Consider the following 26,032-nt stretch of genomic DNA (forward strand, 5'->3'; position numbering starts at 1 on the left):
GTACGAATGAAAAACGGCGGGGTACATAGCCCCGCCGTCCTTTATTCTCCTCCGCCCTTTCGGGTTCGGATCGCTGCTCCCCTTCCGGGGCGTTCCTTACATGCTGCGCCGGTACTGGCCCCCGACTTCGTAGAGCGCCGAGCTGATCTGGCCGAGCGAACAGCATTTCACAGCATCGACCAGCACAGCGAAGACGTTGCCATCTTCGATCACGGTCTGCTTGAGCTTTTCCAGCATGGCTGGCGCCGTGGCCGCATGGCGGGTCTGGAAGTCGCGCAGACGCTTGATCTGCGACTGCTTTTCTTCGTCGCTCGAACGAGCCAGTTCGATTTCCTGCTGGGCCATGCCCTTCGGATTGAGGAAGGTATTGACGCCAATGATCGGGTACGAGCCGTCGTGCTTCTTGTGCTCGTAGTACATCGACTCTTCCTGAATCTTGCCGCGTTGGTAGCCGGTTTCCATGGCGCCGAGCACACCGCCGCGCGAGGCGATGGCTTCGAATTCCTTGAGCACGGCTTCCTCGACGAGGTCGGTCAGTTCGTCGATGACGAAGGCGCCCTGGTTCGGGTTTTCGTTCTTGGCGACACCCCATTCGCGGTTGATGATCAGCTGGATGGCCATGGCGCGACGCACGCTTTCCTCGGTCGGCGTCGTGATCGCTTCGTCGTAAGCGTTGGTGTGCAGGCTGTTGCAGTTGTCGTAGATGGCGATCAGCGCCTGCAGCGTGGTGCGGATGTCGTTGAAGTCCATTTCCTGGGCGTGCAGCGAGCGGCCGGAAGTCTGGATGTGGTACTTGAGCTTCTGGCTGCGCTCGTTGGCGCCGTACTTGTTCTTCATGGCGACGGCCCAGATGCGGCGGGCGACGCGGCCGATCACCGAGTATTCCGGGTCCATGCCGTTGGAGAAGAAGAAGGACAGGTTGGGCGCGAAGTCGTCTATCTTCATGCCGCGCGCCAGGTAGCTCTCGACGTAGGTGAAGCCGTTCGAGAGCGTGAAGGCAAGCTGGCTGATCGGGTTGGCCCCGGCTTCAGCGATGTGATAGCCGGAGATCGACACCGAGTAGAAATTCTGCACCTGGTTATGGACGAAGAATTCCTGGATGTCGCCCATCATCTTCAGCGCGAATTCGGTGCTGAAGATGCAGGTGTTCTGGCCCTGGTCTTCCTTCAGGATGTCGGCCTGCACGGTGCCGCGCACGGTGGACAACGTCCATTCGCGGATCTTCTCGGCTTCGTCTTCGGTCGGCTGGCGGCCGTTGTCTTTCTCAAACTTGGCCATCTGCTGGTCAATGGCGGTGTTGAAGAAACAGGCCAGGATGATCGGCGCCGGGCCGTTGATGGTCATCGACACCGAGGTGGTCGGGGCGAGCAGGTCGAAGCCGTCGTAGAGCACCTTGAGGTCATCGAGCGTGGCGATGGATACGCCGGAATTGCCGATCTTGCCGTAGATGTCGGGGCGCTCGTCCGGGTCGCAGCCGTACAGGGTCACCGAGTCGAAAGCCGTCGACAAACGGTGCGCCGGCATGCCTTCGGACACGCGCTTGAAGCGGCGATTGGTGCGGAAGGCGTCACCTTCGCCGGCAAACATCCGGGTCGGATCTTCACCTTCGCGCTTGAAGGCGAAGACGCCGGCGGTGTAGGGAAAGGAGCCGGGCACGTTCTCGCGCATCAGGAAGCGGAGCGTTTCGCCATCGTCGCCGAACTTGGGCAGGATGACCTTCCTGATCTTGGTGCCGGACAGCGATTCCGACACCAGCTTGGTACGGATTTCCTTGTCGCGGATTTTTACGACGTATTCGTCGCCGGCATAGGCCTCAACGGTAGCCGGCCACATGTCGAGCAGCTTTTTGGCCTTCGGATCCTGCTGGCTGTCCTTGAAGGCGGCCATTTCGTCAAAGTCTGCGGTCGACTTGTCGCAGGCGGCAAAAATGCCCTTCGAGATGCGCAGCGACTGGCGTTCGCGGGCAATCTTCACCTGCTCTTCGGTATGCGCGTGATAGCCACGCACGCTGTCGGCGATCTCGGCCAGATAGCGCACGCGCTGGGCCGGCACGATGGCGCGCTGGGTCGACGACTGTTTTACAGTCACGAGCGGCAGCTTGCCCGCCTGCAATTTCAAACCTTTTTCGGTGAGGGCCGGGACCAGCGCCTGATACAGCGCGGTCACGCCGTCGTCGTTGAAACGGGCGGCCTGGGTGCCGAACACCGGCATGTCATCGGTCGGCGTGGTGAAGGCTTCGCGGTTGCGCTGATATTGCTTGCGCACATCGCGCAGCGCATCCTCGGCGCCCTTGCGGTCGAACTTGTTGATGGCCACGAAATCGGCAAAGTCGAGCATGTCGATCTTTTCGAGCTGCGAGGCGGCGCCAAACTCAGGGGTCATGACATATAGCGACAGATCAACGAAAGGCACGATGGCCGCGTTGCCTTGCCCGATGCCGGAGGTTTCGACAATGACCAGATCAAAGCCGGCCAGCTTGCAGGCGGCGATGACTTCCGGCAACGCAACCGAAATTTCGGAACCGGTATCGCGGGTGGCCAGCGAACGCATGAAGATGTTCGGGTGTTCGATGGCGTTCATGCGGATGCGGTCGCCGAGCAATGCCCCACCGGTCCGCTTGCGCGACGGGTCAATGGAAATCAGGCCGATCTTGACGGTGTCGCCCTGGTCGAGGCGGAAACGACGGACGATTTCATCAGTCAGCGAGGACTTGCCGGCACCGCCAGTGCCGGTGATGCCGAGAACCGGCGTTTCCAGAGCAGCTGCCGCCTTGAGCAGCGGCTCCTTGAGAGCCGGCGCTTCGCCGTTTTCGAGCAGCGTGATGATGCGTGCCAGCAAGCGCTTGTCGCCCGCCTGCAAACCGGCCAGCGCCTGCTCGACACTCGGCACACCTTCATCGGCCACGTCGAAGTCAGCGTTCTGCACGACCTCGTTGATCATGCCCTGCAAACCCATGTGCACGCCGTCTTCCGGCGCGTAGATGCGGGTCACGCCGTAGGCATGCAGTTCCTTGATTTCAGACGGCACGATCACCCCGCCACCGCCGCCGAAAACCTTGATATTGGCGCCGCCGTTGGCTTTAAGCAGGTCGATCATGTACTTGAAGAACTCGACGTGGCCGCCCTGATACGACGTGATGCAGATGCCCTGCACATCTTCCTGCAGCGCGGCATTGACGATTTCCTGCACCGAACGGTTGTGGCCGAGGTGAATCACTTCGGAACCAGTCGACTGCAGGATGCGGCGCATGATGTTGATCGAGGCGTCGTGCCCGTCAAACAGCGAGGCGGCGGTAACGAAACGTACCTTGTGCTTGGGCTTGTACGGAGAAAGCTTCTTGGCAACGGAAAGATCGGTCATGACGCCAGCCTCATCGAAAAGATGGAAAGGCGCCCATGGTATGCCCCTTTGACGCCGCTGCCATTGTCGCGAATGACGACAATCGTGCAAATTCCGCCAAGGTGATACAGTGCTACGGTCAACCGGAAAAAATGACCAAAATTGAAATCACCCACCCCATCACCGCTCACCAATAGAACGCAAACCTCTGTTGCCATGGGATTTGTTACCGGAATGCTGGCCGGCCTGATGCGTCGAAACATTGACCCCGCACCACTTCTGGCGGCCACCAACATTGACATTGCAGACACCGCCAGCCGGATTCCAGTCGAAAGTTACGCCGCTCTGTACAACCGGCTCAACCACCAGCTCGACGACGAAGGCTTCGGCCTGTTCGCCCAGCCGATGCGCGTCGGCAGCTTCGAATTCCTCTGCCGCGCCTGCATCAGCGCCCCGACATTGGCCGAAGCGCTGGCCCGGGCTAGCCGTTTCCTGCACATCGTGCTGCCCGACCTGGCGGTCAGCGTACGCCGCTCGCACGGCCATGCCGAATTGGTCATTTCCGAAACCCGCAAGCTGGCCGAGCACACCGACGACCCCGGCCGCGTCTTCGCCTTCGAGTGGCTGCTCCGCCTGCTGCACGGCCTGTCATGCTGGCTGGCCGGGCGCGGCATCGGGCTGGACAGCGTCATCTTTCCCTACCGCAAGCCGCCCCACTTCGCCGACTACGCGCTGATCTTCACCGAGGATTCGCGTTTCGCACCGACCGTTCCCGGCGGCACCGGCACGCTGGTCGCCAGCTTCAACGCCAACCTGCTCGACCTCCCCATCCGCCGCGACGAAGCCGCGCTCACCGCCTTCTTGGAGGGCGCCCCGGGCAAGATCACCACGCTTTACCGGCGCGACCGCGAAATGGTCATCCGCGTCCGCGACCTGCTGCGCACCGCGCTACCCGAAACGCTGAGCCTGGACGACATCGCTGACCGCCTTTATCTGTCACCACGGACCATCCACCGCCGACTCGAAGAAGAAGGCTCGAGCTTTCGCGCCATCAAGGATGCCCTGCGCCGCGACATGGCACTGGCCCGGCTGACCAAGACCGACGATCCGATCACCAAGGTCGCCGCCGATCTCGGCTACGCCGACAGCTCGGCTTTTTACCGGGCCTTTGTCGAATGGACGGGCATGGCGCCGGTACACTATCGGCGCAAATGGGCCGACAAACCGCCCGGAACGAACTGAAGGAAAAGCATGACCATCAAACTCAAATCCGCATTGGCCGCGCTGGCGCTCATGGCCTGCACGCTAGCCTGGAGCGTCGGTTTTCTCGAACGCGAAATCTACTTTTCCGAAGCCGACATCCAGACGCAAGTCGAAAAAAGCGGCACGATGCAGAAAAGCTACGGCAACGGTCTGATTGTCGTGTCACTGATCGAGCCGCCCAGAATCCTGCTCGGCACGCCGGAGGGCAAGACCACGCTGTCCGCCCGCATCAATGTCTCACTGCTCGGCAGCCCGCCCGTGCCGGTCGCTTTCGAAGGCACCTCGGGCATTCGCTACGACGACAACGCCAAGGCTTTTTTCCTCGAAAACCCCGTCGCCCATACCGTCCAGTCGCAAGCCATTGGCCGCGAATCGGAGCCAATGGCCCGTCAGGCCGCTACCCAGTTGATGACCAACTATTTCCGCTCGAAGCCGGTATACGTCCTGCGCGAAGACGGCACCGCCCAGGAAAAGGCGGCCCGCTGGCTACTCCGCTCGATCCGCATCGAGCCCGGCCGCGTCGTCGCCATCCTGTCGCCGGTCTGAACGCTCAGTCCGATCCAAACTCCCGGGCGTACGGCTCGCGCAGGTCAACCGGCTTGACTATCTTCTTGCGCAAACGGATGTTGAGCATCTCCACACCGACCGAGAACGCCATGGCAAAGTAGATGTAGCCCTTCGGCACATGGTGACCGAAACCATCGGCAATCAGCACGACGCCGACAACGACCAGGAATGACAGCGCCAGCATCTTGATCGTCGGGTGGTTCGAGACGAATTCGCCGATCGAGCGGGCAAACAGCATCATCAAGCCGACCGAGGCAACAACGGCAGCGATCATCACGCCGACTTCGCTGACCATGCCGACCGCCGTGATGATCGAGTCGAGCGAAAAAACCAGGTCGATCACGATAATCTGGGCGATGACACCGGCAAAACTGGAGGCCACCTTGCTAGAAGCCTCGCCCTCCTCGCCTTCGAGCAACTGGTGAACCTCACCAGTACTCTTCCAGATCAGGAACAGACCACCGGCAATCAGGATCATGTCACGTCCGGAAATACCAAAGCCGAACAGCGTCAGCACCGGCTCGGTCAGGCCGACGATCCACGACAGCAGCAGCAATAGCCCGATACGCATGAACATGGCAAGAAACAGGCCGATGCGACGCGCCAGTTCCTGTTTTTCCCTGGGCAGCTTGTCGACCAGAATGGAAATGAAAATGATGTTGTCGATGCCAAGCACCAATTCCAGAGCCGTCAGCGTGAAGAAGGCGATCCAGATTTCGGGGGAGAGCAGGAATTCGAGCATGGTAAATAGCCAGGCAAAAGATCAGGCGCCCATTGTAGGAAGCCCGGCGCATTCAAGCCACCCCGCTGACCATCACCAACCCTTCGAAAAAACCGAAGCATACAAACCAGTTCCTCAAAGAATGCTTCTTCCCACCAATCCAGAAATATTCCCAATGCATTTTTTGTGCATTCGCTGCGGTAGCGGCTATCCTTGTAGACTGAGCAGCGCCGGCGACAAAGGAGAAAACCGATGGAGAGCTCGACCTTACTGGGTAAGGAATGGCAAACCCTGCAGGACAATCACGAACAGCACGAACAACACGCCCTGTTCATCAAGCTGGCCAGCCTGGCCTTGTGCCTGGCCGGACTGGCCAGCGGATTGGCGCTGACCTGGATTGCCTTCACGGTCGCGATCTGCTGGATTCAGGAAGGCATTTTCAAAACTTACCAGTCGCGGCTGGGCGATCGCCTGCTCAGTGTCGAGGCACTCCTCGCTCAATCGAACCCGACGCCATCCGCCATGCAACTTCATACCGACTGGCTGGCCAGTCGCCCGGGCGGTGGCGCCCTGCTCCGCGGTTACCTGATCAGCGCCGCGCGTCCGACCGTCGCCTTTCCCTACCTGCCGATACTCCTGATGCTGGGACTTGGCCGCTGGTTGTCGTGGCTTTGATCGGCACCGCCCAGAAACCCCGGAGAATCAAATGAACCACGCCAAGTCACGTGAAGTCACCCTCGCCGCAAAAATCACCGACGAACTCGGCTCCGCCCTGGAAACGCTGCGCCTGGCCTGGAAAGAAAATCCGTCCGCCGTGCCGAAAGGGTTGTCGTGTTCGGAATCGCGCGAGGGGCAATTCGTTCTGGTCGCCGCCGAATCGGCTTTCGTCACCCTTCCCGGCGCCTGCGTCATCAAGGGCATTGGTGCCATCGAACTGCTCGGCGATGAACCAGCCTTCGACGCCGGGGCCAAGTCGAAATCCCTGATCCTCAAAGCCACCCCGGAAGGCTGGCGGTTTTCGGTGAAATTCGTGCCACCCATCGTGCGCGAAAGAAACCTGAAGTAGCACTCAGCGGGCCGATGAAAACGCCTTTCCGCATCCTCTGTGTCTGCATGAGCAACGTCTGTCGCTCGCCGACGGCCGAGGCGATACTGCACCACTTGATCGAGCAAAATGGCCTGGCCGACCGGATCGAGGTGTGTTCTGCCGGCACCCACGGCTATCGCGTCGGCGAGGCTTGCGACAGCAACAGCCAGCGGGTGGCGCGGGTGAAGGGCTATGACCTGTCGCAAATCCGCGCCCGGCGTATTGGCTGGCAGGATCTGGACTATTTTGACCTGATCCTGGCCATGGACCGGACCAATCTGTACAACCTGCGACGCATGGCGACCGAAGAGCAACTGATGCGGATCAGGTTGGTGATGGACTACGCCAGACGCTTTACCGAAGACGAGGTTCCCGATCCCTACCTGACCCTCGGTGGACGCTTCGAGCTGGTTCTCGACATGATTGAGGATGCCGTCAGCGGCTTGGTCGATGAGCTCACGCGACAGCTGGAGCCGGCCACGAGCAAGACATTTGAGTCACAAAAATGGATACCGCAACGATGAGCATCGAAATTTCCAGGGAGGCCAGTGCGGCTGCCATTACTTCCATCCAGCGCTACTTCGAAGAAAACATGGATGAGGAAATCGGCAACCTGGGGGCTGGCGCCCTGCTCGGATTTTTTCTGAAAGAGATTGCACCGATCGTTTACAACCAGGCTGTGGCCGATGTGCAAAGGCGCTTGCAGGCCCAAATCCTCGATCTGGACATCGAGGTCCATGAACCGGAGTTCCAGTACTGGCAAGGCTCTTCGCGAAAGCGGAAATGAGCAGCACCGCCCCGGCCCCGAATACCCGCATCACAATGTGATCGCCTCTGGAATCAGCAACGAAACAAATTGCTGCAGTGCACAATTTTTATGAATAGTGCGCTATACTCGTTGCCGAACACACCGATAACCCTTTCTGGAGACAACACATGTCTATCAATCCTGAGCAATTCGCCGCCGCCAACAAAGCAACTGTTGACTCCCTGTTGTCCGTCGCCAACACTGCCCTCGCATCTGCCGAGCGCATCGCCGCCCTGAACCTGAACACCGCCCGCGCTGCTCTGGAAGATACCGTTTCCGGCGTCAAGTCGGTCATGGGTGCCAAGGATCCGAAGGAAGCCCTGGCCGCTCAGACCGCCCTGGCCCAGCCGGCTGTCGAGAAGGCTGTTGCCTACTCGCGTTCGGTTTATGAAATCACGGCCCAGACCCAGCAGGATCTGGCCAAGATGGTCGAAGCCCAGTTCGGTGACTTCCAGAAGTCCATCGCCGGCATGGTCGAAAAGGCCACCAAGTCGGCTCCGGCTGGTTCCGAAGGTGCTGTCGCCGCGATCCAGAGCGCCATCGCTGCCGCCAACTCGGCTTTCGGCAACATGAACGCCGTTGCCAAGCAGTTTGCAGATGCAGCCCAGGCCAACATCGCTGCCGTCACCAAGAAGTCCAAGTAATTCTTTCGGGCTTCCCGAAAACAAAGGCCCCGCGCGTTTCGCGGGGCTTTTTTCGTTTACGCTCAATCGCCAGAACGGCCACCCCGACGGCGAATACCGGGATTGGCCAGAGACGAAACAAGCGTTGACACAATTCGATACACAAAAGATGTTGCGGTGCACAATAGATCTGGGCATAATGAATTTGTCTCCTCCATCTCCTCCAAGAAATGGATTTAAGCCCGCCCAGCGCGGGCTTCTTTTTTTGTTTGCCTTGAACCGCCCGCCGTGTGCAGGTGCAACAAAAACAGGGAGTTTGTTTTATTGCCAAAGCCGGCGATCCTTTCCGTTTTCTGTTGCGGAAGCGAAACCCGTCCAAGGCCACGGAAAGGAACCCTGATGCACGCCACAAAAGTTCTCGAACACCTCAAGAAGCATGGCCAGCTACTCGATTCCGATATTGCTGCAGCGATCAACATGTCGCTGGCCGACGTTCGCGCCTCGCTGACCGAGCTATCTGCCCGCGGCGACATATCGCGCTGCAGCGTGACCAGCTATGTCAAAGGCAAGGCAATTGAAGGGTTTCAATGCCGCATTTCAGGGTATATTCCACGCCCAGCGCCGGGCCGCAAACCGGGCGTCAAATAACAACGATAGCGACTTGGCGCTTCCCACCCTGCGTGAAGCGCCAACTCAGTAGCCGATCAGAATGGAGATTCCGATGCCGGACAAAGATCTGGACGAAAAAGTCGAGCGTATGCTCAGCGCTGCCATGGGCGGCCTGACACCGCACGAGGTGCTGATCAAGGCGTCGCTGGACGAAGCCGCCAACGTGGCCGAGCGCGCCGCCGCCAAGGAGAAAAATCGGGAACGGGCCTTGCGACTGCTGGCGGAACTCGACAAGGCGCAAGGCAAGTCGGAAAGCTAGTTTTTCTGGCAGCCAACCGGTTTCCACGGTCAACCGGAAAAAATCGCAAAAAATGAAATGGGCGTCTGCCGCACGGCAAGACGCCCATTTTCTTGTGCCGGAATTCCTTATTTGATGTCGAGTACGCTGTCGTCCCAGGCCGCATGCTTCTCCAGCCCGAGCAGGTTGGCGACGGTGGCGGCGATATTCGACAGGCCAGCCGTTTCGGTCTGTTTCAGACCGAGTTTGCCGCCGCTCACGTTGTCGTAAAGGATCAGCGGGACCGGATTCAGCGTGTGCGCCGTCTTGGCCTTGAACGAGCCGTCCTTGTTCAGGGCAGGCTGCTTGGTCTTCTTGTCCAGCTCGAACATTTCGTCGGCGTTGCCGTGGTCGGCCGTGATCAGCGCCACACCACCCGCCGCATCGACGGCCTGGAGGACGCGGGCCAGCGACAGATCAACGGCTTCGACGGCCAGCGTTGCGGCGTAGAAGTTGCCGGTGTGACCGACCATGTCACCGTTGGCGAAATTGCAACGCAGCGTCCGGTACTGGCCGGACTGGAGGGCGGCGATCATCGCATCGGCAATTTCGGCCGCCTTCATCCACGGCCGTTGTTCGAAGGGCACGACGTCGCTCTGGACTTCCTGCCAGGTTTCGCCCTCGAACTTGCCGGAACGGTTGCCGTTCCAGAAATAGGTGACGTGGCCAAATTTCTGGGTTTCCGAACAGGCGAACTGGGCGATGCCCGACTTGGCGAACCATTCGCCGGTGGTGTCCTTGATCGCCGGCGGGGCGACGAGGAAGCGGGCCGGTAGCTTGAGGTCGCCGTCGTATTGCAGCATGCCGGCGTAGGTCACCTTCGGGGCGCGGACGCGGTCGAACTTGTCGAAAGCCACCTCCTCGAAGGCGCGCGTTATTTCGATGGCACGGTCGCCACGGAAGTTGAAGAAGACGACCGAATCGCCGTCTTCGATGGTGCCGATGGCCTTGCGGTTGTCAGCGATGACGAATTCCGGCAAATCCTGGTCGATGGTGCCCGGATTTTGCTCGCGCAGGCCGTTGACCGCAGCAGTCGCGTTCGGGAACTGCGTACCCAGGCCAAGCACGTGCGTCTTCCAGCCCTTCTCGACCATCGCCCAGTTGGCGTCGTAGCGATCCATGGTGATGTACTGGCGGCCACCGCCAGAAGCGATGCGGGCATCGAAACCGTCGGTGCTGATCTCGGCGAGGAAGGCTTCAAACGGCACGACGTAGTTGAGCGCGCTGGTTTCCGGCACATCACGGCCGTCAAGCAGGGCGTGGATGCGCACGGTCCTGATGCCTTCGGCCTTGGCCCGGACGACCATGGCCTTGAGGTGGTCGATGTGGCTATGCACGTTGCCGTCGGAGAACAAGCCCAGCAAATGCAACACACCGCGACCAGCCTTGGCGCCCGCAATGATCTGCTGCCACGCCTCGCCCTGCCAGATGGCGCCGGAGGAAATCGCATTCGAGACCAGCGAAGCACCCTGGCTATAAACCTGCCCGGCGCCGATAGCGTTGTGACCGACTTCGGAATTGCCCATGTCGTCGTCGGACGGCATGCCGACGGCGGTACCGTGGGCGCGCAGGCGGATGTTCGGGTAATTGGCGAAGAGGCGGTCGAGCGTCGGCTTGCGGGCGGCGGCGATGGCGCTGCCGACATCGGTCTTGGGCAGGCCGTAGCCGTCCATGACGATGATGACGACCGGGCCTTGAACACCGGGGAAGGCGGAGAGCTTGTTCAGCATGGGCTGGCTTTCGGCAAAAGCCGTCATTTTAACCGCTTGCGGCGACTCGCCCCAGCTCCATCCGGCCCCTCTTGGAACCGGCGCAGGGCCAGCCGCACCGTTACACAAGTTTCATTTTTCACACTGGTCGCCTATGGGATAATCGCGCCCCTTTCCGCAACACAGCAGCAGGCATGGCCAAAGACGCACCGATTCAGTTCAAGGGCACTTCGCTCAAGATCATCCAGACGCAGCTCCGCACCACCAACCTCGCCACGCTGCACGCTACGCTGGGCGAACTGACCGGCAACAGCCCGGATTTTTTCGAAAATGAGCTGGCCGTTCTCGATTTCAGCCACGCCGAGACGCTGATTGACAGCCCCGACTGGCCGGCCATTTGCGATTTGTTGCGCGGTTCCGGCTTGCACGTCATCGCCACCCGCGGACTGCCGGAAGAGTTGGCCACCTCGGCCAATGCGGCCGGCCTGCCGACCATTGGCCCGGACGCGCTGGGTCGCAGCCCGGCACGCCCCACAGCGGCCGAGACCCCGGCTGCGCCAACGCCCGCCCCCGTTGCCGAACCGGCGCTGGTCGTCGCCCCGCCGCCCGCACCAGAACCCGCCCCGCGCACCGTCACGCTCGACAAGCCCTTGCGTTCCGGCCAGCGTTTCTACGCCAAGGGCAGCGACCTTATCGTCACGGCGATGATCAGCGCCGGCGCCGAAGTCATTGCCGACGGCAACATCCACATTTACGCGCCGCTACGCGGCCGCGCCCTGGCCGGTGCCAGCGGCGACAAGACGGCGCGCATCTTCACTACCTGCCTGGAGGCGGAACTGGTTTCCGTGGCCGGCATCTACCGAACTTTCGAGGCCGGCGTTCCCGCCGAACTCGCCCGCCAGCCGGCAACCGTCGGCCTGACCGAGGAAGGTGGCGAAAGTCGCCTGACCGTCGCCGCCCTGGCGCTCCGTTAATCGCGCGTTTCGACGCGACTCCTTTTCATAACTTACCCAGCGAGAACTCACGTGACCAGAATCATCGTCGTAACCTCCGGCAAGGGCGGGGTCGGCAAGACCACCACCAGCGCCAGCTTTGCCACCGGCCTCGCCCAGCGCGGCTTCAAGACGGCCGTCATTGACTTCGACGTCGGCCTGCGCAACCTCGATCTGATCATGGGCTGCGAACGCCGCGTCGTTTATGACCTGATCAATGTCATCAACGGCGAAGCAACGCTGACCCAGGCGCTGATCAAGGACAAGCACGCCGACAACCTCTACGTCCTGCCCGCCTCGCAAACGCGCGACAAGGATGCGCTGACCGAGGAAGGCGTCGAGAAAGTCATCAAGGAACTCGAACATCAGGGCTTCGAGTACATCGTCTGCGACTCGCCGGCCGGTATCGAATCGGGCGCCGTGATGGCCCTGACCTTCGCCGACGAGGCGCTCGTCGTGACCAATCCGGAAGTCTCGTCGGTGCGCGACTCCGACCGCATCCTCGGCATCCTGCAGGCCAAGTCGCGCCGCGCCATCGAAGGCCGCGACCCGGTCAAGGAACACCTGCTCATCACGCGCTACAACCCGACCCGCGTCGAAGCCGGCGAAATGCTGTCGTACAAGGACATCCAGGAAATCCTGCGAGTGCCCATCATCGGCGTCATCCCGGAATCGGAAGAGGTCCTGCAGGCCTCCAACCAGGGCTCGCCGGTCATCCACCAGAAGGATACCGATGCGGCCGAGGCCTACCACGACGTGATCAGCCGCTTCCTCGGCGAGGACAAGCCGCTGCGTTTCGTCGATTACGTCAAGCCGGGCCTCCTGAAGCGCCTGTTCGGAGGCAAGTGAAATGTCGCTGCTTTCGATGCTCTTCGGCAACAAGCCGAAAACCGCCCACCTGGCGAAGGAGCGCCTGCAGCTGATCATCGCCCACGAACGCGATGGCGGCGGCAGCAGCGCCAATTTCCTGCCCGATCTGCAACGCGAACTGATCGCCGTGATCTCGAAGTACGTCAAAGTGAACACCGAGGACATTCGCGTATCGCTCGAAAAACAGGGCAATTACGAAGTCCTCGAAGTCAATATCGTTCTTCCCGAAAAGGGCTGACCGGGCTAGCATCGGGGCATTCCGTCGAAGGAGTGCCCCAATGTCCAGCCAGCTCAAACCCAGCGAAATCGTCCGCCAGCTGTCCGAACACGTTATCGGTCAGGAAGACGCCAAGCGCACGCTGGCCGTTGCCATCTACGCCCACTACCGGCGCATGGCAGCCAATGCTGCGGTCGACAACGTCGAACTGACCAAAAGCAACATCCTGCTCATCGGTCCGACCGGCACCGGCAAGACCCTGCTCTGCGAAACGCTGGCGCGCATTCTCGACGTCCCCTTCGTCACGGCCGACGCCACCTCGCTGGCCCAGACGCAGTTTGTCGGCGATGAGATCGAAGCCATCCTGCATCGCCTGCTCGACCGCGCCAACGGCGACATCGAACGGGCGCAGCGCGGCATCGTTTTCGTCGATGAAGTCGACAAGCTCAAGGCCATCGGTGGCCAGGCCCGCGCCACCTCGGGCGAAAGCGTCCAGCATGCCCTGCTCAAGATCATGGAAGGGGCGCCGGTGCGGCTCAAGGACGGGCGCCACATCGACACCACCAACGTCCTGTTCATCTGCGGCGGCGCCTTTGTCGGGCTCGATCACATCCTGACCCGGACGCACACCTTCGGCTTCATTTCGACGACCAGCGGCGACGACCAGAAAATCCTCGAACGCCTCAACGCCCGCGTCAAGCCGACCGACCTGCTTGAATTCGGCCTGATCCCCGAATTTGCCGGCCGCCTGCCCATCGTCACCCGCCTGCACGATCTTTCTCAGGACATGCTGGTGCGCATCCTGACCGAGCCGAAGAACGCCATCTACCGCCAGTTCCGCGCCATGCTGGCGGCCGACGGCGTGGACCTCCAGGTCGCCCCCGACGTCTTCCGCCAGATGGCCGAGCTGGCCATCGAGTACAAGGCCGGGGCGCGCAGCCTGCGCGGCATTTTCGAGGAGATGATGACCGACGTCATGTACGCCGTGCCGGACAATCCGGGCATCCGCCGGGTGGTCATCCGCTCGTTGTTCGAGCGCGCCGAGATTGCCACGGTCAACCCGGAAAAAGGCTGAAAAATGGAATCGGGCCGTGGTCAGCTTTTCCGCGGCGCCTCGAAACCCCTGAGCAAGGTTGCAAACAGGACATCCGGATTGACCGGTTTGGCGATGAAATCCGTCATCCCGGCGGCCATGCAGCGCTGACGATCATCGATGAAGGCATTGGCGGTCATGGCGATGATTGGCGTCCGACCATACCCCGCCAACTGGCGGATTCTTTGCGTCGCTTCAAGGCCGTCCATCTGCGGCATCTGCATGTCCATCAGCACAATGTCGTAGGACTGGTCGGCAGCGGCAGCAACGGCTTCGACGCCGTCATTGGCAACATCGACGACGAGACCAACGTCTTCCAGCAACATGCGGGCAATTTCCTGATTGATCGGCTCGTCCTCAACGAGCAGAACGCGACGGCCCGTGAAATGCCTCCGCAGCGATGCCTCGATATCCGCTGGCGAGGCGCCGCCCAAGCCCGTCACCGCCGGGCCGACCAGTTTCAGCCGGGCCGTGAACCAGAAGGTGCTGCCCTGCCCGGGAACGCTCTCGGCACCGGCGTCACCCTGCATCAACTGGGCGATTTTTTTGGTGATGGCCAGACCCAGGCCGGTTCCGCCGTACTTGCGCGTCGTCGAATTATCCGCCTGCTCAAAGGCTGAAAAGAGCCTGGGCAACGCGTCAGCCGGAATACCGATACCGCTGTCCCTGACTTCGAGGCGGATCAGCACGTCATCCGGTGTCGATTCGACGATCCGGCAGCCGAGTTCGATCCGGCCGGCGTCGGTAAATTTCACTGCATTGGAAAGGTAGTTCAGGACAGCTTGCTGCAGCCGGGTCCGATCGCCCCTCAGCGCCAGCTTCGGTGCATGGTGGACGATCACTGCGACATTCTTGGCCCGCGCCTTGTCGTGAACCATGGCCACGGCATTGTCGAGAATGGCACTGATGTCGATGGCGCTGTCGTCCAGCTCAAGCTTGTCGGCGTCAATTTTCGAGAGATCAAGCACGGCATTGATGATTTCCAGCAGATGCTGGCCGGCCGTATCGATTTTTTCGAGGCGGCAGTCCTGCTCCGCCGTGACGCCGGAACGGCGCAGCAGGTGCACCATGCCGCTGATGGCGTTGAGGGGGGTGCGAATCTCGTGCGACATGTTGGCGATGAACGAACTTTTGGCTTTATTGGCAGCCTCGGCCTTTTCTCGCTGGACCCGGGTACGCAGGCCAATGATGCCAAAGCTCAGGTTGGACGCCAGCTCCTCCAGCAAGCGGACCTCGTCGGGGCCAAAGGCATGGGCTTCGGCGGCATAAACGCACAGCCCACCGAGAACGCTCTCACCCTGCTTGAGCGGCAGGGCGATGGCGGCCTGATAGCCTTGCCGGATGGCCGCAACGCGCCAGGGCTCCGGTCCGTTGCTGGCTTGCAGGTCCTGGCTGATTTGCGTCTGACCGGAATGAATGGCGCGAGCCGTCGGCCCGACCGAATACTGGCTGGCGCCATCCCAGGAAATGATCGCTTTCTCCAGATAGCCATTCTCGCAGCCTGACTGAGCGACCGGACGAACGGTTTTTCCCGCATCGTGTTCGGCATAACCAACCCAGGCGCTCATGTAGCCACCGGTGTTCACGATCAAACGACAGACATCGTTCAAAAGCTGCGCTTCGCTGTCGTTTCTGACGAGTGCCAGATTGCACTCGCTGAGCAGGCGCAAGGCCCGATTGAGCCGGTTTTGCTCGTGCAGCGATTTCTTGCGTTCGGAAATGTCGGTATGAATGCCGATCATGCGAACCGGCCGATTCTCGCCATCGCGCTCGACGACCTCGCCGACCGACTGCATCCAGAGCCAGTCGCCCGATCTCGTCTGGCGACGGTATTCCATGGTCTGCGCCCCCGGGAGCTTGAGGCAGCGATCGAATTGCTGCTTGAGCGCCGCAATGTCGTCGGGATGAATGTGATCGAGCCAGTTGGCCAGGCTCGATTTGAACTCACCCGCTTCCTCGCCAAGCATTCGTGCGTAGTTGGGGCTGACGACGACCGCGCCCGTCCCCAGGTCGAGGTCAAACCATGCCTGATTTGCCGCATGCAAGGCCAGCCGGAGTCGCTCTTCACTTTCCCTGAGCGCCTCAACGCCGACTTTGCGCGCCGTAATGTCGTCGTAGATGCCGAGGACGCCAATGATCTCGTTGTTGCCGTCCTTGAGGGGAACCTTGGATGAGCGCAGCCAGATGGTATTCCCGTCCGGTGTCGTCTGCGGTTCCTCGTAGTTGAGCTTGGGGATGCCGGATTCGATGACCTTCCGGTCATCGGCGCGATAGAGATCGGCTTCCGGTGCCCAGCCCATCTCATAGTCGCTCCGAGCAATCAACTCCCGCGGCGACGCCTTGCCGGCATCCCTGGCAAATGCCGGGTTGCAGCCCAGATAGTCGAGATCGCGATTTTTCCAGAATATGCGCACCGGCACGTTGTCCACGACCGTCTCCAGCAGGTGCTTCGACTCTTCCAGCGCCGCCTTGGCTTCGTTCAGCGAAGTCTCGGCCTGCCGGTGTTCGGCCAGTTCGCGCATCAGTCGCAAGGTGTTGTTGGACAAGGTGCCGTAGATCGCCAGGATGATGTCGATCAGCGTTCGTGTCGTTCCGCTCATCTCGTCCTTGGCCCGGATCTTTGCCTCCTCGAGAGTCAATCCGTCCTTGATGGCCAGAACAACGCAGGCCATGTAGCGGTCAGTCTCGAGAATGTGCGAGGCCAGCCAGCGGGCGAGAAATCCAAGCGTTTCTTCGGCCACTTCCATTATCGGCCGCGAGGCCAATCCCTCGCGCATGCGCACGACTTCGTCGACAAACGAGGCGTGCGTCTTGCGGTGCGCTATCTCGCCGGGGTCGTCGACCAGATAAGTGCGCCAGATCGCCTCCTCCGACTCGAAATGGTAGACCGCGTACTCCGCCAACTCGTCGAACAGGCGATCAAGCACCAGCTCATCGGACTTGAATGCGACATGGCCGGCGAGAACATTGAGCAACTCGACCAGTTTGCGATGCTGCTCATCGACGGAGGACAACCCCGTATTGAAGTTGTCATCCCAAGGGAAGATATCAATTGAATTCATCTGCGATGACACCAACGGAGTGAAAGGCTATGCAGTCACTGAATTACGGGAGGCAGGAAGCCAATTTTAATGCTTCACCCGACCTTGGGGGTGATCCTTCCGGCCCATCACTGTTTCCACGGTCAACCCGAAAAAAGACTGAAAAATGAAATATCCAGGCTGTTCAACCACCTTTTTCCAGCCACTTGAGCAGGGTCATGAACAGCACATCCGGATCGACCGGCTTGCCGATATGGTCGTTCATGCCAGCCTGCAGGCACTCGAGGCGATCCTCCTCGAAGGCATTGGCCGTCATCGCCAGGATTGGCAGCATCACCTTGCCGGGCAGGGCCCGAATCGCGCGCGTCGCCTCGATGCCGCCCATTACCGGCATCTGCATGTCCATCAGGACCACGGCGTAATCGTTGGCCTGGACGCTGGCCACCGCCTGCTCACCATTTTCGGCGACATCAACCTTGAGGCCGGCGATCGACAGCAACTCCAGCGCCACTTCGCGACAGACCAGGTCGTCTTCGACCAGCAACACCCGGGCGCCGGCAAAGCGTTGCGCGATGAGCGCCTCGGGCATGGCCGGTACCGCATCAGCCGGCGCCGACGGAGCCGGCTGGCTGGCCACCTTGGGCAAACGCGCCGTCATCCAGAAGGTGCTGCCGACGCCCAGCTCGCTGTCGACACCGACGTCACCGCCCATCATGTGGGCCAATTGACGGCTGATGGCGAGGCCCAGACCGGTGCCGCCAAAGCGGCGGGTCATCGTGTCGTCGGCCTGGGTGAAGGGGCTGAACAGGGTGGCACATTGCTCGGCGGAAATCCCCACGCCCTGATCGGAAACCTCCAGACGCAGCAGCACCGAGTCGCCGGTATCTTCACTGACCGAGGCATGGACGGAAATCGTTCCTGATTCGGAAAACTTGATGGCGTTGCCCAGGTAATTGAGCAGGCATTGCTCAAGGCGCAGGGCGTCGCCGAACAACATCGGCGGCACCGCCGGATCAACCGAACAGACCAGTTGCAGCCCCTTGGCAGCGGCCCGCTCGGCGAGCATGCTCAGGCTGTATTCAACGACCTGAGCCGGTGAAAAATCGGCCACACTGAGGGCAAATTTGCCGGCTTCTATTTTCGAGAAATCGAGGATGTTGTTGATGATGCCGAGCAGATGCCGGGCTGACTCGGTCAGTTTGCCGAGCTGATCGATTGCCTTCGGCGCGCTGGCATCCTTGCGCAGGAGATGAGCCAGACCGAGGATGGCATTCATCGGCGTCCGGATCTCATGGCTCATGTTGGCCAGGAAGGTGCTCTTCGCCCGGCTCGCCGCCTCGGCGGCATCCTTGGCCTCGGCCAGTTCCGCCGTGCGCGAATCGACCAGGGCTTCGAGGTGGTGGCGATACTGTTCGAGCTCGGCTTCGCTTTGCTTGCGGGCGGTAATGTCGGTCGAAATACCGCACAAGGCATAGATTCCGCCCTCGGCATCGCGCAGCGGCAGCTTGACCGAGGCGTAGGCGCTGGTCACGCTGCCGTCGCGGCTGGTATTGACCTCCTCCTCGGCCACCCGCTCGCCGTGCTCGAGCACGCGGCTGTCGTTACGCCGGATGTTGTCGGCGGTTTTGGCATCGAAGAAAGCAGAATCCTCGTGCCCGACAATGTCCGCCATCGGCTTGCCGAACAAATCACGAACCGGGCGGTTGGCGTAGAGATAGCGGTAATCCGGACCCTTGATGTAGATGTAGGCCTCGACGCTGTCGAGGATCGTCGCCAGCTTCTGCTCGCTGGCCTGCAGGGCATTCTGCTGGGCAAGATTCTGCTGATGGTAGTTGGCAAAGAGGCGCTTCGACCAGCGGGAGAAGAGCAACGAACCAGCCAGCGCAATGCCCAGCGCGCCGAGTACGGCGAGCAAAAACTGCAGTGAGCGCTGGTCTGAGCCGGCTTCGTAAACTTCCTTTTCGGCATCGAGCGCACTCTGGAATTCATCGTTGAACACAGTGGCGACGACCACCCAGCCCCAAGGCTCGACACGCTGCACCAGCGCTGTTTTGGTCGCCGCTTTGCCGGTTTTCGGGTGCGGCCATTCGTAACTGACAAAGCCGCCGCCGGCAATCGCCTTGTCGATCAGGACATCGCGCGCCACCCGCTCAATCGCCGGCAGGGATGCGGGCGGCAGGCCTTCGTGTTCTTTGTTCGACGGCGAGATGAGCGGACGGCCATCGCGACCGATCACGGCAATGTAGCCACTCGCCCCGAAGCGGACCGAGCGCAGCCGCTCAATCGCCTCCTGTTGCTGCAACTGGTCCCATTTGTAGGTGTAGTCGCCAGTGCCGATCAGCCAGTCATACGGCGCAAAGCGGCGAACATAGGCGAGCTTGTCCGCCATTTTTTTCGGGTCATCCGGCGTGTACCAGCGGTAGCGCGAGAAACCTTGGCCATCCGGCTTGCCGGCGGCTTCGATCAGGCCACGCATGATGAAATGTCCGGTGTCGTCCTGGTTGTCGAGGATGGTCTTGCCTTCAAGCTGCGGTGCGGTGGGCAGCAGGATGAACTGGCCGCTCATGTCGTCGATGAAGAAGTAGCCACGGCCGTCGTAGAAGCGAACGGGGCGCAGGGCTTCGATGATCAGGCGCTTCACTTCCGCGGCCGGGCGGCGCGGCGATTCCCGGTCATAGATGGCCTGGGCGATCTGGAAAGCGGTATCGACTTGCTGGACGAGGCTCTGGCGCAATACCGTTTCGCTGCGGGCGCGGGCGAATTCGATGTATTCGAGCGAGCGCTCCATTTCCGTCGCGACGCGGGCCTTGAGCTGGTCGGTGACGCCCTGCTCGATGCGGGCGAACGAATCCCGACGTTCGGAGAGGTTTTGCCAGGTAAAGAAAGCCGCCAGTGCCCCGGTCAAAATCAGGACCATGGCGATACTGCCGATCAGGTGAATCCTCGGCACTGACTTTTCATTGGCAATGAACTGCATGTATCCCTCCCGCCCCTCAAACGGAGACTTGCTTTTCATTGTAGCCCTGCCAAAAGTAATAGACCTCGCAAAAATTGAAAACCCCACGGTCAACCCAAAAAAACCCCCGATTTTGAAATAAAAAAGGGGCCCGAAGGCCCCTGAAAAATGAGACAACTGCCGCTAGAAACAGAAGCCTCATACGCAAGAAGGGATTCAGTATTCACTTAGCCCGATGCAGGCGTGCGCCGCACGCCCCATCAACCAGCCGTTGCTGACGATGACCGCCTGACTGAGATAGGGCACGGCAGCGGCAAGGACACCTTCGGGATGGCTTTTGACGGCAGGCAGCAGGCGATTGCTCACCTCGCAACCCCCTCCTGCAGACGCAGGCCGACTACCTTCATCGACGTATCGACATGACCAAGCAGCCTCGCCACCGTTGTTTCAATATCGGCAAACAGTCTCTGCGCCGTGGCACCCCGGTCGCGCAGCAATTTTGCCGCCTCACAGCCGTTCGAAGATGCCGGCGGCACCCATGCCGGTGCCGATGCACATGCTGACCATGCCGTATTTGCCGCCGGTGCGCTGCAGGCCATGCACCAGCGTGGCGGTGCGGATGGCACCGGTCGCCCCGAGCGGATGGCCCAGCGCGATGGCGCCGCCGAGCGGGTTAATCTTGCCGGGGTCGAGCGGCACTTCCTTCAACACGGCCAGCGCCTGCGCGGCGAAAGCTTCGTTGAGCTCGATCCAGTCCAATTGGTGTTCGGCAATGCCGGCCAGCTTGAGCGCCTTGGGGATCGCCGCGACCGGGCCAATGCCCATGATTTCGGGCGGTACACCGGCCACGGCAAAGCTGCAGAAACGGGCCAATGGCACCAGATTGAACTGCTTGAGGATCTTTTCCGACACCAGCAGCACCGCCGCCGCACCATCCGACATCTGCGAGGCGTTGCCGGGCGTCACCGAACCCTTGGCGTGGAACACCGGCTTCAGCTTGGCCAGGCTCTGCACCGTCACGTCGGCGCGTGCGCCTTCATCGTTCTTGGCCAGACGCTGACGAAGCTGGACCTCACCGGTCTTCAGGTCGGGCAGATACTCATCGACCAGATACGGCGTGATCTCGGCCTTGAAGTGGCCGGCATCGATCGCCGCGCAGGCCTTCTGGTGCGAGGCGTAGGCGAAGGCATCCTGTTCCTCGCGACTGATGTGCCATTGCTCCGCAACCTTCTCGGCGGTCAGGCCCATGCCGAAGGCGATGGCCCGCTGCTCATCGTGGGCGAACACAGCCGGATTGACCACCACCTTGTTGCCCATCATGTTGGTCATGACGGTCATCGACTCGGTGCCGGCGGCGATCATCACGTCGGCCTGACCGAGGCGGATCTGGTTGGCGGCATCGGCCACCGCTTGCGAACCGGAAGAACAGAAGCGGTTAATGGTAATGCCCGGCACGTTGTTGGGCAGCCCGGCCAGCAAGACACCGATGCGGGCGACGTTCATGCCCTGCTCGGCTTCCGGCATGGCGCAACCGACAATCACGTCGCCGATCAGCGCCGGGTCCAGCCCCGGCGCCTGGGCCATGACGCTCTTGAGGACGTGGGCCAGCAGGTCATCCGGCCGCACGTTGCGATACATGCCCTTGCGCTTGGCGACCGGGGTGCGGGTCACGGCAACGATGTAGGCGTCCTGAATCTGTTTGTTCATTGTCTGTCTCCGCCGTCTCAGTTACGCAGGGGTTTACCGGTATCCAGCATGTGCTTGATGCGTGCCTGGGTTTCCGGGGTTTTGAGGAGTTCGAGGAATTGCTGGCGCTCGACCGCCAGCAGCCAGGCCTCATCGACCAGGCTGCCGTATGCCACTTCACCGCCGCACAGGGCAACGGCCACGGCACGGGAAACGCGGTAATCGTGGGCTGAAATCATGCCGCCTTCGCGCATGTTGACCAGCGTCATTTCCATGCTGGCAATGCCAGTCCGACCAGCGACCGGCACGCCACGCGCCGGAACGGGTGGCGCGTAGCCTGCATCAGCCAATAGCCGCGCCTCCTTAAGTGCAACGAAGAGCAGCTCGCGGGCATTGAACAGGATCGTGTCGCCGGCCTTGCCGAAGCCGAGATCGATCGCTTCATGCGCGCTCTTGCTCATCTTGCCCATGGCCACGGTCATGAAGGTTGGCGACAGGTTGCCAAGCACTTCGCCCGAAGCGCCGGACTGTGCCGCCCAGCGCGCCGCGCGCAGCGCCAGCTCCTTGCAGCCGCCGCCGGCCGGGATCAGCCCGACGCCGACTTCGACCAGACCGAGATAGCTTTCCAGCGCCAGCACGCGCTTGGCGGCGTGCATGGCGAACTCGCAACCACCACCGAGCGCCATGCCTTGCACGGCAGCCACGACCGGCAGTTGCGCATACTTGATGGCCATCGTCGCCTGCTGGAACTTGCTCACCGTCTGTTCGAGGCGATCGAAATCACCGGCCACGCAGGCATCGCTGATCTGCTTGAGATTGGCGCCGACGGCAAAGGGCGCGTCGTGCCAGATGACCAGGCCATCGAGACTGCCGGCTGCCTGCTTGAGTGCAGCCAGTACGCCGTCGAGGACTTCGTCGCCGATGGCGTGCATCTTGGACTTGAAGGAAATGATGCCGATGCCGGCATCGGCCGCCGGCAGCGTCCACAAACGGACACCGTTGTTTTCGAACAGGGTTTGGCCGCTGCTCTCCGGCTGGGCCAGGGTTTCACCCAGCAATAATTCCGGGAAGAGCTGACGGCCATAGACCGGCAGGGTCGAGCGCCGCACATTGTCCTGGCGGCTGGCCGACCAGGAGCCGGCCGGGCCATGCACTCCACTGCGCCCCTTGGTCATCACCCAGGCCGGCAGCGGCACGCTGCTCATGGCCTTGCCGGCGGCGATGTCGGCGGCAATGGCCTGCGCCGTTTCGGCCCAGCCGGCGGCCTGCCACAGTTCGAACGGCCCCTGCGCCCAGCCGAACCCCCAGCGCAGCGCGAAATCGACATCGCGGGCGTTGTCGGCAACATTTTCGAGTTGCACGGCGCAGTAGTGGAACAGGTCGCGGAAGATCGCCCACAGAAATTGGGCCTGCGGATGGTGCGAAGTGCGCAAGGCGGTCATGCGGGCCGCCGGGTCGCTCATCTTGAGCATGGCGTCGACTTCCGGCGCCAGGCTGTCGTCGCTGTCGCGGTAATCGCCGCTGGCCGGATCGAACACCTGAATGGTCTTGCCCTGCTTGCGGAAGATGCCGCCCTTGGTTTTCTGGCCAAGCGCCCCCCTGGCGATCAAGTCATCGAGCCAGGCCGGGACATTGAAGTAGCCATGCCAGGGATCGCCCGGCAGGGTGTCGCGCATGGTCTTGACGACATGGGCCAGGGTGTCGAGGCCGACGACATCGCCGGTCCGGTAGGTGGCGCTCTTCGGGCGCCCGATCTTCGGGCCGGTCAGGCCGTCGACGGCATCCAGACCCAAGCCGAAGGCAGCCGTGTGATGCATGACCGCCAGAATCGAGAAGACACCGATGCGGTTGGCCACGAAGTTGGGCGTATCGAGGGCACGGACGACGCCCTTGCCGAGGCGCGAGGTCAGCCAGGTTTCGAGATTGTCGAGGGTGGCCGGATCGGTGCTGCGGGTGGCGATGATTTCGACCAGCGGCATGTAGCGCGGCGGGTTGAAGAAGTGGATGCCGCAGAAGTTCGGCCGCAGCGCCTCCGGCAAGCCTTCGGCCAGCGCATTGATCGACAGGCCGGAGGTATTGGAGGCGACGACTGCGGTCGACGGCACAAACGGGGCAATTTTGGAATACAGGTCGTTCTTCCAGTCCATCCGTTCAGCGATGGCTTCGATGATCAGATCGCAGCCAGAGAGCAGTTCCAGATGTTCCTCGTAGTTGGCGGCGTCGATGTATTGCAGCTTGTCACGCGTCACCAGCGGCGACGGTTGCAGGCGCTTCAGGCCATCGAGCGCCTTCTTGACGATGCCGTTCTTGTCGCCTTCCTTCGCCGGCAGGTCGAACAGCACCACCGGCACGTTGGCGTTGGCGAGGTGGGCGGCAATCTGCGCCCCCATGACGCCGGCACCGAGAACGGCCGCTTTATTGACCACTAGTTTCATTGCTGATTCTCCTGAATCGCGTTATCAGGCCAGTTGCTCGCGCATGGCCTTCTTGTTGAGCTTGCCGACGCTGGTCCGGGCCAGGCTGTCGACAAAACGAACCTGCTCGGGCACGGCAAATTTGGAAATATGGCCTTCCTCGGCAAAGCGCAGGACGTGCTGCTTGATGTCGTCGACCGTCGCCGTGTGTTCGGCGCGCAGGACGATCATGGCCAGCGGCCGCTCGCCCCATTTGTCGTCCTTGATGCCGATGACGGCGACTTCATTGACCGCCGGATGCTGCGAAATGACGCTCTCCAGTTCGAGCGAGGACACCCATTCGCCCCCGGTCTTGATGACGTCCTTCAGGCGGTCGGTGACGGTCAGCATGCCGCGGGGATCGAGGGTGCCGATGTCGCCGGTGTGCAGGTAGCTGCCGGCCCACAGGTCTTCCGAGGCGTCCGGGTTGTGCAGGTAGCCCTGGGTCAGCCACGGGGCGCGCACGACGATCTCGCCGGTCGCCTTGCCGTCGCGCTCGACATCGAGCATCTCGGCATCGACCGTATGCAGATCGACGAGCGGAATGGTGTAGCCGGTCTTGATGCGTTCGGCGGCCTGGGCGTCGCAATCCGGCAGTTCGTCGCGAACATGGGCGATGGTCAGGATCGGACAGGTTTCCGACATGCCGTAGCCGGTAAACACGTCCATCCCGCGGGCCAGCGCGGCCGCGGCCAGGCCCTTGGGGAAGGCGGCACCGCCGATGATCATCTTGCAGCGCGACAGGTCGATGTTCTCGCCGGCCTTGTTGCTCAACAGCATGTGCAGGATGGTCGGGACGCAATGCGAGAAGGTCACGCTTTCCTTGGCTATCAGCTGCAACAGCATGTCCGGCGTGTAGCGGCCGGGATAGACCTGCTTCAGCCCGAGCATGGTGGCGACGTAGGGCATGCCCCAGGCGTGCACGTGGAACATCGGCGTAATCGGCATATAGACGTCGTTGCGATGCAGTCGCCCCTGCCCGGCTGCCGTGCCGAGGGCTGTAGCGACGCCGAGCGTGTGCAGCACGAGCTGCCGATGGCTGAAATAGACGCCCTTGGGCAGACCGGTGGTGCCGGTGGTGTAGAAGGTCGTGGCGCGGGTATTTTCGTCGAAATCGGGGAAGTCGTAGCTGCTCGGCGCCGCCGCCAGCAGGGCTTCGTACTCGCCGGCGTAGGGTACCTTGAAGCTGCTCATCGTCGCGCCATCGTCGGTGATCAGGACGAACTTCTTCACCGTTTCGAGCTGCTCCTTGATGATCGCCAGAATCGGGATGAATTCGACGTTGACCGCCACGATGTCAGCCTTGGCGTGATTCAGCGTGTACAGGATCTGTTCCGGTGACAGGCGCACATTCACCGTTTGCAGCACCGCGCCCATCATCGGCACGGCAAAGAAGGCTTCCAGATAGCGATGGCTGTCCCAGTCCATCACCGCCACCGTGCTGCCCGGCCCGACGCCGAGTCCGGACAGCGCATTGGCCAGGCGGGAAATACGCTCGAAGAACTGGCGATAGCTGTAGCGGGACTGGTCGCGATAGACGATTTCCTGCTCGCCCGCCGTGGCGCGGGCAGAATGCAGCAGTTGCTTGATCAGCAGCGGATAGGCGTAGGCCGACGGGGTCGTGACGATAGGCTCGAACGGCATTCTTTTGTCTCCTTGTT

At 61.5% G+C, this 26,032-nt stretch carries 22 protein-coding genes; 13 read left to right on the forward strand and 9 right to left on the reverse strand.

The window, feature by feature from the left end:
* Positions 1 to 96: 96 nt before the first annotated feature.
* Complete coding sequence (gene icmF / locus AC07TV_RS11205; RefSeq protein ID WP_494648432.1) at positions 97 to 3,360, reverse strand: fused isobutyryl-CoA mutase/GTPase IcmF; 3,264 nt, start codon at positions 3,358 to 3,360, stop codon at positions 97 to 99.
* Between the two features lie 195 nt (positions 3,361 to 3,555).
* Here icmF and AC07TV_RS11210 point away from each other — a divergent pair, with 195 nt between their 5' ends.
* On the forward strand, positions 3,556 to 4,581 hold the full coding sequence (locus tag AC07TV_RS11210) for an AraC family transcriptional regulator (RefSeq protein ID WP_494648433.1): 1,026 nt from the start codon (positions 3,556 to 3,558) through the stop codon (positions 4,579 to 4,581).
* Between the two features lie 9 nt (positions 4,582 to 4,590).
* Entirely contained in the window at positions 4,591 to 5,148 is a 558-nt protein-coding gene (locus AC07TV_RS11215) for a DUF1439 domain-containing protein (RefSeq protein ID WP_494648434.1), read from the forward strand.
* A gap of 4 nt (positions 5,149 to 5,152) precedes the next feature.
* On the opposite strand, the gene AC07TV_RS11220 is transcribed toward AC07TV_RS11215, so the two are convergent.
* The gene (locus AC07TV_RS11220) at positions 5,153 to 5,911 is read right to left on the reverse strand and encodes a TerC family protein (RefSeq protein WP_494648435.1); all 759 of its coding nucleotides are present in this window, start codon (positions 5,909 to 5,911) and stop codon (positions 5,153 to 5,155) included.
* Positions 5,912 to 6,142: 231 nt separating this feature from the next.
* On the opposite strand from AC07TV_RS11220, the gene AC07TV_RS11225 reads away from it, so the two are divergent.
* The 7 genes from AC07TV_RS11225 to AC07TV_RS11255 all read left to right on the forward strand — a co-directional run bounded on the left by AC07TV_RS11225 (position 6,143) and on the right by AC07TV_RS11255 (position 9,336).
* Positions 6,143 to 6,565 (forward strand): hypothetical protein, encoded by a 423-nt coding sequence (locus AC07TV_RS11225; RefSeq protein WP_494648436.1) that lies wholly within the window; start codon positions 6,143 to 6,145, stop codon positions 6,563 to 6,565.
* Between the two features lie 31 nt (positions 6,566 to 6,596).
* Complete coding sequence (locus AC07TV_RS11230) at positions 6,597 to 6,956, forward strand: hypothetical protein (protein WP_494648437.1); 360 nt, start codon at positions 6,597 to 6,599, stop codon at positions 6,954 to 6,956.
* A 14-nt stretch (positions 6,957 to 6,970) separates the two neighbouring features.
* Positions 6,971 to 7,501 (forward strand): low molecular weight protein-tyrosine-phosphatase, encoded by a 531-nt coding sequence (locus tag AC07TV_RS11235; protein WP_494648438.1) that lies wholly within the window; start codon positions 6,971 to 6,973, stop codon positions 7,499 to 7,501.
* Positions 7,498 to 7,764 carry a DUF2164 domain-containing protein gene (locus AC07TV_RS11240; RefSeq protein WP_494648439.1) on the forward strand — a complete coding sequence of 89 codons (267 nt, stop codon included), beginning with the start codon at positions 7,498 to 7,500 and terminating at the stop codon, positions 7,762 to 7,764. The genes AC07TV_RS11235 and AC07TV_RS11240 overlap by 4 nt, the downstream gene beginning before the upstream one ends.
* Before the next feature lie 149 nt (positions 7,765 to 7,913).
* Positions 7,914 to 8,429 (forward strand): phasin family protein, encoded by a 516-nt coding sequence (locus AC07TV_RS11245; RefSeq protein ID WP_494648440.1) that lies wholly within the window; start codon positions 7,914 to 7,916, stop codon positions 8,427 to 8,429.
* A gap of 378 nt (positions 8,430 to 8,807) precedes the next feature.
* Positions 8,808 to 9,056 carry a transcriptional regulator gene (locus AC07TV_RS11250; protein ID WP_494648441.1) on the forward strand — a complete coding sequence of 83 codons (249 nt, stop codon included), beginning with the start codon at positions 8,808 to 8,810 and terminating at the stop codon, positions 9,054 to 9,056.
* Positions 9,057 to 9,129: 73 nt separating this feature from the next.
* A complete protein-coding gene (locus AC07TV_RS11255; RefSeq protein ID WP_494648442.1) occupies positions 9,130 to 9,336 on the forward strand; it encodes a hypothetical protein in 207 nt (68 codons plus the stop codon).
* Positions 9,337 to 9,443: 107 nt separating this feature from the next.
* On the opposite strand, the gene gpmI is transcribed toward AC07TV_RS11255, so the two are convergent.
* On the reverse strand, positions 9,444 to 11,084 hold the full coding sequence (gpmI, locus tag AC07TV_RS11260; protein WP_494648443.1) for a 2,3-bisphosphoglycerate-independent phosphoglycerate mutase: 1,641 nt from the start codon (positions 11,082 to 11,084) through the stop codon (positions 9,444 to 9,446).
* A 173-nt stretch (positions 11,085 to 11,257) separates the two neighbouring features.
* On the opposite strand from gpmI, the gene minC reads away from it, so the two are divergent.
* From minC to clpX, 4 genes are read left to right on the forward strand one after another with little or no spacing between them, the layout of a single operon-like run.
* Positions 11,258 to 12,037, forward strand: a complete 780-nt coding sequence (gene minC / locus AC07TV_RS11265; RefSeq protein WP_494648444.1) for a septum site-determining protein MinC — start codon at positions 11,258 to 11,260, stop codon at positions 12,035 to 12,037.
* Between the two features lie 51 nt (positions 12,038 to 12,088).
* Entirely contained in the window at positions 12,089 to 12,904 is an 816-nt protein-coding gene (gene minD, locus AC07TV_RS11270; protein ID WP_494648445.1) for a septum site-determining protein MinD, read from the forward strand.
* A gap of 1 nt (position 12,905) precedes the next feature.
* Positions 12,906 to 13,163 (forward strand): cell division topological specificity factor MinE, encoded by a 258-nt coding sequence (gene minE / locus AC07TV_RS11275; protein WP_011286046.1) that lies wholly within the window; start codon positions 12,906 to 12,908, stop codon positions 13,161 to 13,163.
* Between the two features lie 40 nt (positions 13,164 to 13,203).
* Entirely contained in the window at positions 13,204 to 14,217 is a 1,014-nt protein-coding gene (gene clpX, locus AC07TV_RS11280) for an ATP-dependent Clp protease ATP-binding subunit ClpX (protein ID WP_494648446.1), read from the forward strand.
* A 20-nt stretch (positions 14,218 to 14,237) separates the two neighbouring features.
* On the opposite strand, the gene AC07TV_RS11285 is transcribed toward clpX, so the two are convergent.
* The 6 genes from AC07TV_RS11285 to AC07TV_RS11310 form a co-directional block, all read right to left on the reverse strand.
* Positions 14,238 to 17,297, reverse strand: a complete 3,060-nt coding sequence (locus AC07TV_RS11285) for a bacteriohemerythrin (RefSeq protein WP_494648447.1) — start codon at positions 17,295 to 17,297, stop codon at positions 14,238 to 14,240.
* Between the two features lie 163 nt (positions 17,298 to 17,460).
* Positions 17,461 to 20,253 (reverse strand): cache domain-containing protein, encoded by a 2,793-nt coding sequence (locus AC07TV_RS11290; protein ID WP_494648448.1) that lies wholly within the window; start codon positions 20,251 to 20,253, stop codon positions 17,461 to 17,463.
* A 195-nt stretch (positions 20,254 to 20,448) separates the two neighbouring features.
* Positions 20,449 to 20,598: a hypothetical protein gene (locus tag AC07TV_RS11295; RefSeq protein WP_494648449.1), complete on the reverse strand. Its 150-nt coding sequence runs from the start codon at positions 20,596 to 20,598 to the stop codon at positions 20,449 to 20,451.
* Between the two features lie 141 nt (positions 20,599 to 20,739).
* On the reverse strand, positions 20,740 to 21,939 hold the full coding sequence (locus tag AC07TV_RS11300; protein ID WP_494648450.1) for an acetyl-CoA C-acyltransferase: 1,200 nt from the start codon (positions 21,937 to 21,939) through the stop codon (positions 20,740 to 20,742).
* A 17-nt stretch (positions 21,940 to 21,956) separates the two neighbouring features.
* On the reverse strand, positions 21,957 to 24,353 hold the full coding sequence (locus AC07TV_RS11305) for a 3-hydroxyacyl-CoA dehydrogenase/enoyl-CoA hydratase family protein (protein ID WP_494648451.1): 2,397 nt from the start codon (positions 24,351 to 24,353) through the stop codon (positions 21,957 to 21,959).
* Between the two features lie 24 nt (positions 24,354 to 24,377).
* The gene (locus tag AC07TV_RS11310; RefSeq protein WP_494648452.1) at positions 24,378 to 26,015 is read right to left on the reverse strand and encodes a fatty acid--CoA ligase; all 1,638 of its coding nucleotides are present in this window, start codon (positions 26,013 to 26,015) and stop codon (positions 24,378 to 24,380) included.
* Positions 26,016 to 26,032 lie beyond the last annotated feature (17 nt).

This window comes from Azonexus sp. GW821-FHT04F04 (genome assembly GCF_059420025.1).